Raw genomic sequence first — 15,105 nt, 5'->3', positions numbered from 1 at the left:
ACCAAGACGTTGCCCAACAGCAACGCCACAAAAAAGCCCTTATCAGGAACCCGGCAATCGCAGGATGTCGTTGTAGGCTGAGAACACCATCAGCATCAGCACCAGCGCGAGTCCGATTCGGAACCCGATCTCCTGCGTCCGCTCGGACAGCGGACGACCGCGGACCACTTCCGCCGAGTAGAACATAAGGTGCCCGCCATCGAGCAGTGGAATCGGGAACAGGTTCAACAGGCCGATCGAGACCGACAGGACGGCGCAGAGGTTGATGAGGAACTGCAACCCGGCATTGGCCGCCTGCCCAGACATTTTTGCGATGCCGATGACACCGCTGACCTCGCTGGGATTGCCGGCGCCCGTGAACAGCGAGCCCAGGAACTTGAAGGTGCTGGTGATGATGAACCAGACCTGCTCAACCCCGATCTTGAGCGCCTCGCCGATGCCGACCGGCGTCGTCGAAACCTCACCTGGCTGGGACTTGTGCTCGACCCCAAGCACTCCGACCTGGTGACGATTGCCGAACGGATCCTTGCGCTCGAGCAGCGCCGGCGTGGCGGTCAGCGACACGACCCCGCCGTCGCGCTTCACCTGGAAGACCAGCGGCGAACCCGCGCTCGTCGCGACGATCCGCTGCATGTCCGCAAAACTCTCGATCGGCTTGCCGTCAATCTGGACGACGACGTCGCCGACCTTGAAGCCCGCGGCGGCTGCCGCACCGTCAGCGACGACGCCGTCCACGCGCGCGATGGTGCTCGGCTTGCCGTAATACAGGGCCATGCCTGCGAAAATCAGGGCGCCCAGAATGAAATTGGCGACCGGGCCGGCGGCAACGATAGCTGCGCGTGGGCCGACCTTCTTGTGGTGGAAGCTGCCGGCGCGCTCCTCCGCCGACATGGCCTCAAGCGTCGCGGCCGACGGTGTGGACGCCTCGCTCTCGTCACCGAAGAACTTCACGTAGCCGCCTAGCGGGATCGCCGAGATCTTCCAGCGGGTGCCGTGGCGGTCGTTGAAGCCGAACAGTTCGGGCCCGAAGCCGAGCGAGAACGTCAAAACGCGAACGCCGGCCCAGCGCGCGACCAGAAAATGGCCGAGCTCGTGGAAGAACACGACGATGGTCAGGACGAAGAGGAAGGGAACGACGTAGCCGAGGAGCCCATGGCTCAACGTGTTGAAACTATGGACAAAAAAGTCGATCATCGAATTCCCTCGTCCAGCGCCGCAAGGCCCTGGCCCCAACTGTCTAGGATGCCTTTAAGGCAATTTGAGGCAATAGGGCGGCAGCTTTATTTCGCGCAACATGGTCAACGGATATTGCATCATCCGCTGAGGTCATGGGCCCTTGGTTCCCGCCGCGGACCCAGTCCTCCAGCGTCGCCTCGACCAGCCTGGCAATGGCGCCAAACCGGATCTTGCCGGCGATGAAGGCCGCCACCGCGACCTCGTTGGCGGCGTTGTAGACGGTGGTCGCCCCCTTCCCGGTCCGCAGCGAATCAAAGGCCAGCCGAAGCCCGGGGAACCGCTCGAAGTCAGGCGCCTCGAAGGTCAGCTGGCCGATCTTGGCCAGATCGAGCTTGGCCGCTGGTCCCTTGATCCGGTCGGGCCAGCCCAGGCAATGGGCGATCGGCGTGCGCATGTCGGGCGAGCCCAGCTGGGCCATCACCGAGCGGTCGGAGAACTCGACCATGCCGTGGATGATCGACTGCGGATGCACCAGAACGTCGATTTCATCGGGCGCCAGCGCGAACAGATAGGACGCCTCGATCACCTCGAGGCCCTTGTTCATCATCGAGGCGGAATCGATCGTGATCTTCTGGCCCATGCTCCAGTTGGGATGCTTCAGGGCCTGCTCGAGCGTGGCCTGCTCGATGTCTGCAGGCTTCCAGGTGCGGAACGGACCGCCCGACGCCGTGATGATGACGCGGACCAGCTCGTCACGATTGCCCGATGCCAGCGCCTGAAACAGCGCGTTGTGCTCGGAATCCGCCGGGAGGATGCAGGCGCCAGCTTTCGCCGCGCGCTGCATGAAGAAATCGCCGGCACAGACCAGACATTCCTTGTTGGCGAGCGCGACATGCGCGCCGCGATCGACGGCGGCCAAGGCCGGCTTCAGTCCGGCAGCACCGCTGACCGCGGCCATCACCCAATCGGCAGGACGCGCGCCGGCCTCGATGACAGCGCTTTCGCCCGCGCCGCATTCGGTGGCTGTGCCCGCAAGTGCGGCCTTGAGGTCGGCAAGCCTGGAGCCATCTGCGATCGCGACGAAGCGTGCGGAAAACTCTTTCGCGAGCTTGGCCAGCGCCTCGACATTGCTGTTCGCCGTCAAGGCCTCGACGCGATAGCGCTCGGGCGAAGCGCGCAGCAGATCCATCGTGCTGTCGCCGATCGAGCCGGTGGCACCGAGGACCGTGACGCTGCGAATATCGGTCGCAGCAAGCTTGTTATTACGCAAAGGGACTGCGCTCATATCCTCACCAAACCATAAGACCGCTTCCGGCGCTATGCACACCGTGGCGGAGAAAGCCGATAATCCATGCCACCAGGATGGCGGCGACAAAGCCGTCCAGGCGATCCAGAAGCCCGCCATGACCGGGTATTAAGTGACTGGAATCCTTGACGCCGAACCGCCTTTTCACCGCGGATTCGAACAGATCGCCGGCCTGCGACACCACCGACAGGACGGCGCTCACCAGCAGCAGGGGAATCGCCTTGCCGATGCCGAATCCGGCAAATCCAGATGCGACCGCGAGGCTCGCCACAAAGCCGCCGAACGCACCGGCCCAGGTCTTCTTCGGGCTGACGCGCGGCCACAGCTTCGGCCCGCCGATGCCGCGGCCAGCGAAATAGCCGCCGATATCGGTCGCCCACACCACCAGCAGCACGAACATCAGCGCGGCGAAACCGTTGACAAGATCCTTGCGCAAAAGGATCGAGGCCAGCAGCGCCGCCGCCGCATAGGCAAAGCCCGTCGCAGCCCACATGAACTTGCCACGCGCGATCAGCGTGATGATCGCGCCGCCGACGCAACCAACGACGACAGCGGTCTTGAGCGCGCCGGCGGCAACGCACAAACCCATCATCGCGATGACGAGCGTCCCTGCCCCGGTCAGCGCGGTCGAACCTGCGCCCACCACCATCAGCCATTCCGCGAACAGGCCGATCGATATCAGCGTGACGAGCAGCGCCCACAGCCAGCCGCCGGCATAAGCCAGCGCGATCGTCACCGGCGCCAGCACCAGTCCGGCGAGGACTCGCATCACCAGATTGCTCGGAGCGGGCTTCGTGCCCGCAGGTGCGGCGTCGGATTCGCTCACGAGGCTGATTTCGCGACCAGGCCGCCGAAACGACGTTCGCGCCTGGCAAATTCGGCGATCGCGCTTTCGAGCGCCGCCTTGTCGAAATCAGGCCAGTGGACCGGCACGAACACGAGCTCGCTATAGGCGGCCTGCCACATCAGGAAATTGGACAGGCGCTGCTCGCCGCTGGTGCGGATGATGAGGTCGGGGTCGGGAATGTCGGGCGCGTCGAGATGGGCCCCGACGGTCTCGGCGTCGATCGTATCGGCATCCCGCTTGCCGTCGGCGACCTCGCGCGCGAGCTTCTGCGCCGCTTTCGCGATCTCCTGCCGCGAGCCGTAATTGAACGCGACGACGAGCGTGAGACGCGTGTTGTCGCGCGTCAGCTCCTCCGCTTCGTTCAGCAGCGCGCAGATGTCGCCATCGAGCCCGTCGCGTTCGCCAATGATTCGGACCTTGACACCATCGCGGTGCAGGCTTGCGAGATCATTGCGGATGAAGCGGCGGAGCAGACCGAAGAGATCGCCGATCTCGCTGGCCGGGCGCGACCAGTTTTCCGAGCTGAAGGAGAAGATGGTGAGATAGCGGATGCCGAGCTCGTGCGAGGCACGCACGACGCGGCGCAGCGCCTCGACACCACGGCGATGCCCCTCCGCCCGCGGCAGACCGCGCGCGGCCGCCCAACGCCCGTTGCCATCCATGATGATGGCGACATGCGCAGGCGCGTCGGACCGATCGGGTCCTTCAGTTGCGGGCGCGGCGGCGTTGGGCATCGAAAAGCGGCCTTAGACGGTGAGGATTTCTTTTTCCTTGGCGGCCAGCAGCTGGTCGATCTCGGTGATGGTGCCGTCGGTCGCCTTCTGCACCTCGTCGGCGTGACGCTTCTGATCGTCCTCCGACATCTCGTGATTCTTCTCGAGCTTCTTCAGCACGTCGAGACCGTCGCGGCGGACGTGACGCGCAGCAACCTTGGCGGCCTCCGCGTATTTATGCGCGACCTTGACCAGCTCCTTGCGGCGCTCCTCGTTGAGCTCGGGAATGCGCAGGCGCAGCACCTGGCCTTCGGTCGCAGGCGACAGGCCGAGATTGGAATCGACGATTGCCTTCTCCACCGGCTTCACCATCGTCTTGTCCCAGACCTGCACCGAGATCAGGCGCGGCTCGGGCACGCTGACGGTCGCGAGCTGATTGAGCGGCATGTGACTGCCATAAGCCTCGACCTGCACCGGATCGAGCATCGAGGCCGACGCTCGGCCCGTCCGCAAACCGCCAAGCTCGTGCTTGAGCGCGGCGACAGCGCCCTGCATGCGGCGCTTCACTTCGTTGAGGTCGAAACTACCCGTGGCCATCACGTCTCTCCTTTAATAACCCGGCGACCTCACCGCACCCCTTGCTCGGGGCGCGCCAGATGAGCGGTCAGCCGGCGACGACAGTCCCGTTGCCGGCGCCGCGCAGAATCGCGCCGATCGACCCGGGCTCCGCGATCGAAAACACGATGATAGGCAGTGACGTCTCGCGGGCAAGGGCGAAGGCGGTCGCATCCATCACCTTATAGCCGCCCTCGATCGCCTGCGAATGGGTCAGCCGGTCGAACCGCGTCGCGGACGGATCCTTCTTCGGATCGGCGGAGTAGACGCCGTCGACATTGGTTGCCTTCAGCACCGCCTCGGCGCCGATCTCGGCCGCGCGCAGCACGGCGGTCGTATCGGTGGTGAAGAACGGATTGCCGGTTCCACCGCCGAGCAGCAGGATCCGGCCGTCGGCCAGGTATTTGTGCGCCGCGGCGCGGGGTGAACAGCTCGGAAATCTCGGGCATGACGAAGGCCGACAGCGCCCTCGCCGGTGTTCCCTTGCGCTCGATCGTGGCTTCGAGCGCGAGGCAGTTCATCATGGTGGCAAGCATGCCCATGGTGTCGCCAGTCGGGCGCGACACGCCGCGCGAGGAGACCTCGACGCCGCGAAAGATGTTGCCGCCGCCGATCACGACCGCAACCTCGCATCCCAGCTGGCGGGCCGCGATCAGATCGTCAGCAACCCGGTCCATGGTCGGCTGATCGATGCCGAAGCCCTGCTGTCCCGCGAGATACTCGCCGGACAGCTTGATCACGACGCGACGATAGACCGGATCAGTCATGAGCACTTTCCTCGTCCGGGCGCCGCTTCCGGCGACCCGCCGGAAGGAGGTGTTCCAGCGCTTACTTCTTGCCGCTGGCCGCTGCGACCTCGGCCGCGAAGTCCGATTCCTGCTTCTCGATGCCCTCGCCGAGAGCATAGCGCACGAAGCCCGCGATCTTCACGGCGCCGCCGACCTTGCCTTCGGCTTCCTTCACCGCCTGCGCCACCGACTTGCCGGTATCGTGGATGAAGGCCTGCTCGAGCAGGCAGACTTCCTTGTAGTAGGTCTTCAGGCCGGACTCGACGATCTTCTCGATCACGTTCTCCGGCTTGCCCTGCTGGCGATATTTGTCGGCCAGCACGTCCTTCTCGCGCTTCACGACGGCCGGATCGAGACCGGAGGGATCGAGCGCGAGCGGGTTGGCGGCGGCGACATGCATGGCGATCTGGCGGCCGAGCGCTGCGAGCTCGTCGGCCTTGCCGGGCGATTCCAGAGCGACGATCACGCCCATCTTGCCGGCGCCGTCGACGACCGCACCGTGGACGTAGCTCGACACCACGCCCTGGCTCACTTCGAGGGAAGCTGCGCGGCGCAGCGTCATGTTCTCGCCGATGGTGGCGATCGCGTCGTTGATCGCAGCTTCCACCGTGACGTCGCCGACCTTGGCGGCCTTGATCTTCTCGACGTCGGCGCCGGCGTCGAAAGCGACCTGGGCGACCATCTTGACCAGACCCTGGAACTGGCCGTTGCGCGCCACGAAGTCGGTCTCGGAGTTGACCTCGACCACGACACCCTTGTTGCCCCTGGTGAGCGCGCCGATGAGGCCCTCGGCCGCGACGCGGCCCGACTTCTTGGCGGCCTTCGACAGGCCCTTCTTGCGCAGCCAGTCCTGAGCCGCTTCCATGTTGCCGTCGTTTTCGGTCAGCGCGGCCTTGCAGTCCATCATGCCTGCGCCGGTGGACTCGCGCAGATCCTTGACCATCGCAGCTGTGATCGTTGCCATTCTGGAAAATCCTTCTTGCCTGCCGGTTCGCCGCGGCGTGGCTCCAATTGCCCCGCCGCGGTCCATCTCAGGAATTCGCGTCAACTGAATGAAATGGTGGCCGGACTTGCCCGGCCAACCCATCGCCCGTTTTGACTATTCCGCTTCCGCGGTCAGCGCCTTGGCCTTGGCCACCCAGGCGTCCGCACGGCTCGGCAGACCGACTTCTTCGCCGATCTTGTGTGCGGTGTCGTGATCGAGCTCGGCGAGCTGCCAGTAGTGGAAGATGCCGAGGTCGTTGAACTTCTTCTCGATCGCGCCCGACACGCCCGGGAGCTTCTTGAGGTCGTCGGCGGTGCCGCGCGGACCCGCAAGGCCCTGGAAACCGGCGGTCGAGGGCAGATCTTCGGCCATCGGACGAGCCGACGCACCGATGTCGATGCCCGAATCGCCCTGGGCGCGCGAGATGCCGTCGATCGCCGCACGCGCGACCAGATCGCAATAGAGCGAGATCGCGCGACCGGCGTCGTCATTGCCCGGCACCACATAGGTGATGCCCTTCGGATCGGAATTGGTGTCGACGATCGCAGCCACCGGGATGTTGAGCCGCTGGGCTTCCTGGATCGCGATGTCTTCCTTGTTGGTGTCGATCACGAAGATCAGGTCGGGAAGACCGCCCATATCCTTGATGCCGCCCAGCGAGCGATCGAGCTTGTCGCGCTCGCGCTGGAGCGTCAGACGCTCCTTCTTGGTGTAGGAATTGGCTTCGCCACCGGCCAGCACCTCGTCGAGGTGACGCAGGCGCTTGATCGAGGCCGAGATCGTCTTCCAGTTGGTCAGCGTGCCGCCGAGCCAGCGCGAATTGACGAAATATTGCGCGCAGCGCTTGGCCGCGTCGGCGACGCCGTCCTGCGCCTGGCGCTTGGTGCCGACGAACAGGATGCGGCCGCCCTTGGCCACCGTGTCGCTGACGGCCTGGAGCGCCGCGTGCAGCATCGGCACGGTCTGGGCGAGGTCGACGATGTGGATGTTGTTGCGAGCGCCGAAAATGAACGGAGCCATTTTCGGATTCCAGCGGTGAGACTGGTGACCAAAATGCACGCCAGCTTCGAGGAGCTGACGCATGGTGAAATCGGGTAGTGCCATCGTTCTAATTCTCCGGTTGGTTCCTCCGGAAGCGTGTGAGCAAAACGGAGCGTTGTCGCCCCGGCTGCCACCGGACGGCCTTGTGAGCCATGCTTCCGTGTGAGATGGCGCGCTATATAGCGCCATTTCGGCCAGAAGCAAGGAAATAAGGGCCTTTCGGGGCGTTTACTGCCCGCGAAAGGCCCATTCCCGGATTTCCGTCCTACCCGCTAGCATTTGGGCTGGTTCGGAGCGCACTTTTTCGGGGCCGGAGCCGCGGGGCGCGGCGGCGGCGGGGCCGGATGCGGCGGCGGAGCTACAGCCATCCGCGGCGGCGGCGGAGGTGCCGGCCGGGCTACGGGGGGCGGCGGCGCGGGCCGAGCGGCTGCAACCGGCGGGCGCGGCGGCGGAGGCGGTGCGGCCACCCGCGGCGGCGGGGCTGCCACCCGCGGCGGAGGCGGAGGAGTCGGCCTTGCGAGCGCCTGCGGGTGCGGCGCTGGCGGCGGCGGCCTTGTGACCTGCGCGGGCGATGGTGTTGCAGGCCGCTGCCCCTGCGGCTTGATCTGCTCGCGCGCGGTGACCGGCGGCGAAGGCTGCGTCGGCTTCCCGTTGGTCACATTGGTCGTGGTCACGCCCGGCTTGCCTGCCGGGGTCAGCTTGGTCTCGCCGGGCTTCACCGGCGCATTGGCCGTATTGCCGGGATTGACCGTATTGGCATGCTCCTGGACGTTCGGCCGCGCTCCTCCGCTAGGCGGCGCATTTGAAGGCGGCGTCTGCGGCGTGAGCTTGGCGTTGGCGGGCTGCGAGTTGCTACCCGGTTTGGCGGTTGCGCCAGAGCCGCCGATGGGGTTCGTCGTCGATGAAGACGTGCCCGTGGCCGCCGTTCCCGTCTGCGGCGCGCCCTTGATGGCGGGCGCGGTCTGGCCGGGCACGGGCAAGGAGTGGCCGGCCGGCTGACCGGCCTTGGTATCCGCCGTGCTCGGCGCGGTCGCCGTCAGCGGATTGGCCTTGCCTCCGGCCGTGGGAGCGGTTGCGTTGCCGGTCGCCGGAGCGCCGGGGGCACCCGCCTTCGTCGTGGCATTGCCGGTGCCGGGCGCGCCCGCCGGACTTCCCGCAGCAGCGTTGCCGGTCTGCGTCGTGACTTGGCTCCTTGTCTTGAAGGCTGCCCCGCCCGCCTTCGTGGTCGGATCGACCGCAACAGTCTTGGGGAGCGGAGCCTTATTTTCCTGAATCAAGGTTGCCTTTTGAACCACGGTCGGCGGCACAGCCGTCATTGCCCCGAGAGGCTTTCCCGATGCCGCCACCGTCGTGGTGATGGCTGGATCGCCTGCTGCCGTTGCCGCTGCCGGTGCCGCGGGCTGGTTGATCACGGTGTTGATGACCGTGGTGTTATGAATGTTGTTGACGATGATGTTGTTCGGCGGCGGCGCGACATAGGCCGGCGGGTTGTAGAACGCCGGGATCGGCACGAACACCGGCTGCGGCAGCACGAACAGGCCGACCACTGGCAGCGGGGGCGGCAGCACGACGAAATCCTCCGGCGGCGGCGGGCAGAAATAGACCGGCGGGCGGTGGAGGCGGTGCAAAACCGAAATCGGGATCGCTGAAATACAACACGGGACGGTCCACATAGACCACCTCGGCCGGCGGCGGCGGCGGCACGTCATAGTCCATCATCGCGAAACTCGGCGGCGGCTCGAGCGGCGCGGTCAGGATCGCGAGCCGGCGCCGTGCATCACCCGCATGCGGCCCGCGCGGATAGCGGCGCAGATAGGACCAGTAGGCGTCCGGTGTATCGGCGCGATAGCTTCGCCGCCAGGTGATCGCCTCGCGGCGCGCCGCCACGATCGCCATGACGCGCTTCGCCATGGGGTCGCCGGGATAGGCTGCGAGAAAATCCTCATAGGCCGGCAGCGTGTCGCGCTCGAGCGCGGCCGCATAGGCGTCCTGGGCGCCGAGATCGCGGATCGGCTTGTTGCGGATCGCAGCGACCTGGTCGGGCGCGGCCTGCGGCGGCGGGGCGTCGGGCGCGCGATCGAAGAAGCTGAACGGCGCGGAGATCTTCTGGTCGTCCCAAGGTACTTGCGCGCCCTTGGAGTTCTCATTGACGCGCAGGCGGACGCGGTCGAACACCTCCGGCAGCGACAGCCCGCCGGTGCGGATCATCTCCGCCAGCGACTGCGCATAGATGCCGTATGGTCCCGGCTCCTCGGGTGCCACCGTGCCCGGCGCCGCATTGAAGGCGATCAGCATGTTCGGATCGGGCTCGACCAGCGCCAGCCCGCTTGCGATCGGCTGCTGGCCGCCTTCCACGAAGGGCTGCGCGCGCGCGGCATCGAGCACGATGATGTTGGCCTTGAGCGGAATCGCGGCCAGCTGGCGGGCATAGTCGCTGATGCGCAGCGCCTCGGTCGGAATGTCGGTGTCGCGCGTGATGTTGGAATCAACAGGGATGAAATAGTTCTCACCGGCCAGCTGCACGCCATAGCCGGACAGATAGACCATCGCGACGGTGCCGGGCCCCGAGGCCTGTGCCTTCTGGATGAAGTCGTGAAGACTCTTGCGCAGCGTGTCGCCGTCGAGATCGCGGGCGCCCACCACGTCGAAGCCGGCCGCTTGCAGCGTCTGCGCGATCAGCCCTGCATCGTTGGCGGTGGTCGCCAGCGGCGACTTCGAATAGGCGCCGTTGCCGACGACCAGCGCGATCCGCTTTTCCTGCTGTTGCGCGCGCGCCGGACCAAGCGCGCCGGCAACGAGGAGGATCGGCAGAAGGAAGCAGATGAAGACCTTGTTGTATGTCCCGCGCATGGCTCGCTTGCCCGTTATTGTTGTCGAGATATCACCACGCATGAGACGCGCGACCGGCTGAACGGCGCTTGAACGAAAGGCTCGGATTGAGGCGGCGGCATGGCGCAGCTCCACGTGCGGCGGCTCGCGTCAGCTCCTGGTAAGCATCGACGTCGGCTCGAGCTTCAAGCCTGCGCAACCGGCTCCACTGTTCCCGTCCTCAGCCGGTAGACGCCGCCTGATATCTTCAGCTTGCCCTGCTCGACCGCCGCGTTGAGGATCGGCGCAGCCGATTTCAGCCTTGCGACATTGTCGATCACGTTCTGCCGGATCGCCTTGTCGAGCACCTGCCCGCCCTGCTGCATCGCGGCTTTGGCGGCCGGCGCGATTGCATCGACCAGCGAGGGAATGTGTCCCGGCGGCGGCTTGTCGTCCTTAATCGCCTTCAGCGTCGCATCGACCGCGCCGCAAGCATCATGGCCCAGCACGAGGATCAGCGGCGTGCTGAGCACGGCGACGGCGTATTCCATGCTGGCGATCGTCTCGGCGCCGGCAAAATTGCCCGCGACGCGGCAAACGAAGAGATCGCCGCGGCCGGTGTCGAAGGCATATTCCGGCGCGATGCGCGAGTCGGCGCAGCTCAGCACCGCCGCGAACGGATTCTGCCCGCCCGCCAGCGCCTCGCGCTCATGCCTGAAATCATGGCGCCTCGTTACGCCCTCGACATAGCGCGCGTTGCCCTCCATCAGTCGCTTCAACGCCGCGTCGGGCGACAGCACGTTCTGCGGTTTCGGCGGCGCCTTGTTGTCCTTGGCGAAGGCGCGGCCGGCGAAGGCCATACTCAGCGCCGAGGCGGCCAACAGCATCGCGGACCGACGTGACGGGCCCACCTGGTTGAAGCGATCTTGAGAGCATCGGTCGCACATTGTCGGCTCCTCCGCCGTTGCAGAGACATCAGCGCAGACCCGTTGTTTTACATCCGAACATCATTGCCCGGAGCCATGCTAGCCGGAAACATCGTCCGGTTGCAACGGCACGATCGCACCGACCGCGCCGCGTTCGCGACGAAACGCCTAGATCTGCTGCACGTCCACCACGCCGGCCACCGCCTTGATGGCGCCGGCGATCTGCGGCGAGACCTTGAAGCGGCCGGGCAGCCTCATCTCGACCTCGGTCTCGAGGTCGAGCATCATCACCAGCGTGACCTCGCCGTCGCCGTTGGAGCGCGGCGCGATGGCGGGACTGCCGATCTTCGGCGCCGCGCCATTCGCGCCCGCAGCTTCCGGTCCGGCCAAACGCTTGGCGATCGAGTCGAGCGGCTTGGTATCGCGCAGGAAGATGCGCAGGCCCTTTTGCGTCTTGGCTGCAGCATCATCCAGCGGCTCGGCATGCAGCACGCGGGCGCGGACGTCTTCACCCTGCAATTCGGCGCCGAGCTGGAGCAGCACGGCGGCGCCCGGCTCGAGCACGTCGCGATATTGCGCCAGGCCCTCGGAGAACAGCACGGCCTCAAAGTGGCCCGTGGGATCAGACAGCCCCATGATACCCATCTTGTTGCCGGTCTTGGTGCGGCGCTCCATGCGCGACACCACTGTGGCCGCGACCTTGCCGGCGGTGGCGCCGGTCTTCACCGCGCGCGAAAACTCGGCCCAGCTCTGCACGCGCAGCCGTTTCAGCACGGTGGCGTAATCATCGAGCGGATGGCCCGACAGGAAGAAGCCGACGGCGTCGTATTCGCGACGAAGCTTTTCGGCCGGCAGCCACGGCTCGATCTGCGGCAGCATGATGGTCGGCGCATCCGCCGACATGCCGAACATGTCGTTCTGGCCGATGGTCTCGGCCTGATGCGCGCGCTGGCAGGCAGCCAGAATCGAGTCCGCGCCGGCGAATACGCGGGCGCGGTTCGGCTCCAGCGTGTCGAACGCCCCGGCGGCCGCAAGACTTTCGATGATGCGCTTGTTGATTGCACGCGGATTGACGCGCGCGGCGAAGTCGGCGAGCGAGGTGAACAGCCCCCGCTTGGTCCGCTCCTCGATGATCTGCTCGATCGCCTGGATGCCGACGCCCTTCAGTGCGGCCAGCGCGTAATAGATGACCTTGTCGCCGACCTCGAAGGTCGCGCCGGAACGATTGATGTTCGGCGGCTCGACCTTGATGCCGAGGCGCTGCGCCTCGGAGCGGAATTCCGAAAGCTTGTCCGTGTTGTTGAGGTCGAGCGTCATCGACGCTGCGATGAACTCCACCGGATAATGCGCCTTCATGTAGGCGGTGTGGTAGGACACCAGCGCGTAAGCCGCCGCGTGGCTCTTGTTGAAGCCGTAGTCGGCGAACTTGGCGAGCAGTTCGAAGATGGTCTCGGCCTGCCCTTTCGGCACGCCGTTCTTCACCGCACCCGCAACGAAGATGTCGCGCTGCTTGTCCATCTCGGCGCGGATCTTCTTGCCCATGGCGCGGCGCAGCAGGTCGGCGTCGCCGAGCGAATAGCCCGACATCACCTGCGCGATCTGCATCACCTGTTCCTGGTAGATGATGACGCCGAAGGTCTCCTTGAGGATCGGCTCGAGCACCGGGTGGAGATATTCCGGCTCCTCATCGCCATGCTTGCGCGCGCAATAGGTCGGAATGTTCGCCATCGGGCCCGGGCGATACAGCGCCACCAGCGCGATGATGTCCTCGAAACGGTCGGGACGCATGTCGACCAGCGCGCGCCGCATGCCCTGGCTTTCAACCTGGAACACGCCGACCACCTCGCCGCGCGCCAGCATCTGGTAGCTCTCGGCATCGTCGATCGGCAGCGTCGCGAGATCGACATGGATGTTGCGCGGCTTGAGCAGCTTCACCGCGACGTCGAGCACGGTCAGCGTCTTCAGGCCGAGGAAGTCGAACTTCACGAGACCGGCCGGCTCGACCCATTTCATGTTGAACTGGGTCACCGGCATGTCCGACTTCGGATCGCGGTACATCGGCACGAGTTCGCTCAAGGGGCGATCGCCGATCACGATACCGGCTGCGTGGGTCGAGGCGTGACGCGTCAGGCCTTCGAGGCGCTGCGCGATGTCGAAGGCGCGCGCCACCACGGGATCTTCGTCGCGGAACGCCTGAAGTTTCGGTTCGCTCTCGATTGCGGCCGCCAACGTCACGGGAGCCGCCGGATTCTGCGGCACGAGCTTCGTCAGCTTGTCGACCTGCCCATAAGGCATTTGCAGCACGCGGCCGACGTCGCGCAGCACGCCGCGCGCCTGCAGCGTACCGAAGGTGATGATCTGCGCAACCTGGTCGCGGCCATAGCGCTCCTGGACGTACTTGATCACCTCGCCACGGCGGTCCTGGCAGAAGTCGATGTCGAAGTCCGGCATCGAGACGCGTTCCGGATTGAGAAAGCGCTCGAACAGCAGGCCGAACTTGATCGGATCGAGGTCGGTGATGGTCAGCGCCCAAGCCACCAGCGAGCCTGCGCCGGAACCGCGGCCCGGCCCGACCGGGATGCCCTGCGACTTCGCCCATTTGATGAAGTCGGACACGATCAGGAAGTAGCCCGCGTACTTCATGCGCATGATGACGTCGAGTTCGAACGCCAGGCGCTTGCTGTAGTCCTCCTCCGTCGTGCCCTGCGACAGGCCGTGCACGCGCAGACGATTGGCGAGCCCCTCCTCCGCCTGCCGCTTCAATTCGGCCGCCTCGACCGCGGCGGCGTCCGTGCTCGCAGCGGCACCAACCGTGAAGAACGGCAGGATCGGCTTGCGCGTCATCGGGCGGAATGAGCAGCGCTCGGCGATCTCCACGGTGGAGGCCAGAGCCTCCGGAATGTCGGCAAACAGCACCGCCATCTCGGCGCGCGTCTTGAAGCGGTGATCGGGCGTGAGCTGCTCGCGCTCGGTCTCCGCGATCAGCCGGCCGCCCGCGATGCAGAGCAGCGCATCATGCGCCTCGTAATCGTCGGTCGTCGCGAAATACGGCTCGTTGGTCGCGACCAGCGGCAGACCTTTCGAATAGGCGATATCGATCAGCCCGCTCTCGACCCGCCGTTCCTTGTCGATGTTGTGCCGTTGCAGTTCGACATACAGGCGATCGCCGAACAGGCCGGCGAGACGTTCACAACGCGCCGCCGCGATTTCGGCCTGCCCCGCAGCCAGCGCGAGCGAGATCGGCCCCTCGGGGCCGCCGGTCAGCGCGATCAGGCCTTCGGTCTCGCCGTCGAACCAATCAAACTTGATGAACGGGGCGTGGCTGTCAGGCGATTCGAGGAAGGCGCGCGAATTCAGCCGCATCAGGCTGCGATAGCCGCGCTCTTGCGCGGCCAGCAGCACCACGCGCGAGGGCGGCAGTGCGTTGCGCGCGTTCGGTTCCTGGTCACCGAAATCGATCGCGAGCTCCAGGCCGACGATCGGCTGGATGCCGTACCCCGCCATCTTGTCGGAGAATTCGAGCGCCCCGAACAGATTATCCGTGTCGGTCAGCGCCAGCGCTGGCTGGTGATCCTTCTTGGCGAGCTCACCGAGCTTGGCGATCTTGATCGAGCCCTTGAGCAGCGAATAGGCCGAGTGAACGTGAAGGTGGACAAATCCGGCGCTCGGCATGGTCGCGTGATGGCCTCTTGTGAGATCTGGGAACGGTCGCCAGCATCAGGAGCGTGATGTACCCGCCGGCCGACTCGCCTCCCAATCGTGGGGGCTTGCCCCGCCAGAGTCCACGCCAGAGCCGCCGATCGGCCGTCTCGTCCCGCTTTTCCCCAAGGGCCATGTGAGGGAGTTCCCCGATCACCGGTTTGCAAAACCGCTGCTCCAGCGTGGCGGCATCAGAGCTGC

Annotated in this window: 9 protein-coding genes and 2 pseudogenes; all 11 read right to left on the bottom strand. The window is 65.8% G+C overall.

What is annotated here, in order from left to right:
* Positions 1-42: 42 nt before the first annotated feature.
* Entirely contained in the window at positions 43-1,194 is a 1,152-nt protein-coding gene (gene rseP / locus ACVWZ4_RS28420; protein WP_456703777.1) for an RIP metalloprotease RseP, read from the bottom strand.
* A gap of 43 nt (positions 1,195-1,237) precedes the next feature.
* Complete coding sequence (gene dxr / locus ACVWZ4_RS28415; protein ID WP_456735275.1) at positions 1,238-2,461, bottom strand: 1-deoxy-D-xylulose-5-phosphate reductoisomerase; 1,224 nt, start codon at positions 2,459-2,461, stop codon at positions 1,238-1,240.
* 4 nt (positions 2,462-2,465) lie between these two features.
* Positions 2,466-3,308 carry a phosphatidate cytidylyltransferase gene (locus tag ACVWZ4_RS28410; protein ID WP_456703779.1) on the bottom strand — a complete coding sequence of 281 codons (843 nt, stop codon included), beginning with the start codon at positions 3,306-3,308 and terminating at the stop codon, positions 2,466-2,468.
* On the bottom strand, positions 3,305-4,063 hold the full coding sequence (locus ACVWZ4_RS28405) for an isoprenyl transferase (RefSeq protein WP_456703780.1): 759 nt from the start codon (positions 4,061-4,063) through the stop codon (positions 3,305-3,307). Before ACVWZ4_RS28405 ends, ACVWZ4_RS28410 begins: the two co-directional genes overlap by 4 nt.
* A gap of 12 nt (positions 4,064-4,075) precedes the next feature.
* A complete protein-coding gene (gene frr / locus ACVWZ4_RS28400) occupies positions 4,076-4,639 on the bottom strand; it encodes a ribosome recycling factor (protein WP_456703781.1) in 564 nt (187 codons plus the stop codon).
* Positions 4,640-4,706: 67 nt separating this feature from the next.
* Positions 4,707-5,424, bottom strand: a pseudogene (gene pyrH, locus ACVWZ4_RS28395) (UMP kinase).
* 61 nt (positions 5,425-5,485) lie between these two features.
* Positions 5,486-6,409 (bottom strand): translation elongation factor Ts, encoded by a 924-nt coding sequence (gene tsf / locus ACVWZ4_RS28390; protein WP_456703782.1) that lies wholly within the window; start codon positions 6,407-6,409, stop codon positions 5,486-5,488.
* A 135-nt stretch (positions 6,410-6,544) separates the two neighbouring features.
* Complete coding sequence (locus ACVWZ4_RS28385) at positions 6,545-7,534, bottom strand: 30S ribosomal protein S2 (RefSeq protein ID WP_456703783.1); 990 nt, start codon at positions 7,532-7,534, stop codon at positions 6,545-6,547.
* Between the two features lie 209 nt (positions 7,535-7,743).
* Positions 7,744-10,321: pseudogene (locus ACVWZ4_RS28380) on the bottom strand (caspase family protein).
* Positions 10,322-10,485: 164 nt separating this feature from the next.
* Positions 10,486-11,226: a carbonic anhydrase gene (locus tag ACVWZ4_RS28375; protein ID WP_456741632.1), complete on the bottom strand. Its 741-nt coding sequence runs from the start codon at positions 11,224-11,226 to the stop codon at positions 10,486-10,488.
* Positions 11,227-11,373: 147 nt separating this feature from the next.
* On the bottom strand, positions 11,374-14,877 hold the full coding sequence (gene dnaE, locus ACVWZ4_RS28370) for a DNA polymerase III subunit alpha (RefSeq protein WP_456735278.1): 3,504 nt from the start codon (positions 14,875-14,877) through the stop codon (positions 11,374-11,376).
* Positions 14,878-15,105: the final 228 nt, after the last annotated feature.

The sequence above is a fragment of the Bradyrhizobium sp. USDA 4472 genome (genome assembly GCF_054058595.1).
Note: the sequence above shows the minus strand (reverse complement) of the source record. Positions and strands in the feature narration are given on the sequence as shown.

Excerpts from the sequence above, each read along its gene's own strand:
- dxr (WP_456735275.1), bottom strand. The coding sequence starts at position 2,461 with ATGAGCGCAGTCCCTTTGCGTAATAACAAGCTTGCTGCGACCGATATT.
- dnaE (WP_456735278.1), bottom strand. The coding sequence starts at position 14,877 with ATGCCGAGCGCCGGATTTGTCCACCTTCACGTTCACTCGGCCTATTCG.
- ACVWZ4_RS28375 (WP_456741632.1), bottom strand. The coding sequence starts at position 11,226 with ATGTGCGACCGATGCTCTCAAGATCGCTTCAACCAGGTGGGCCCGTCA.
- rseP (WP_456703777.1), bottom strand. The coding sequence starts at position 1,194 with ATGATCGACTTTTTTGTCCATAGTTTCAACACGTTGAGCCATGGGCTC.
- ACVWZ4_RS28405 (WP_456703780.1), bottom strand. The coding sequence starts at position 4,063 with ATGCCCAACGCCGCCGCGCCCGCAACTGAAGGACCCGATCGGTCCGAC.
- frr (WP_456703781.1), bottom strand. The coding sequence starts at position 4,639 with ATGGCCACGGGTAGTTTCGACCTCAACGAAGTGAAGCGCCGCATGCAG.
- ACVWZ4_RS28385 (WP_456703783.1), bottom strand. The coding sequence starts at position 7,534 with ATGGCACTACCCGATTTCACCATGCGTCAGCTCCTCGAAGCTGGCGTG.
- tsf (WP_456703782.1), bottom strand. The coding sequence starts at position 6,409 with ATGGCAACGATCACAGCTGCGATGGTCAAGGATCTGCGCGAGTCCACC.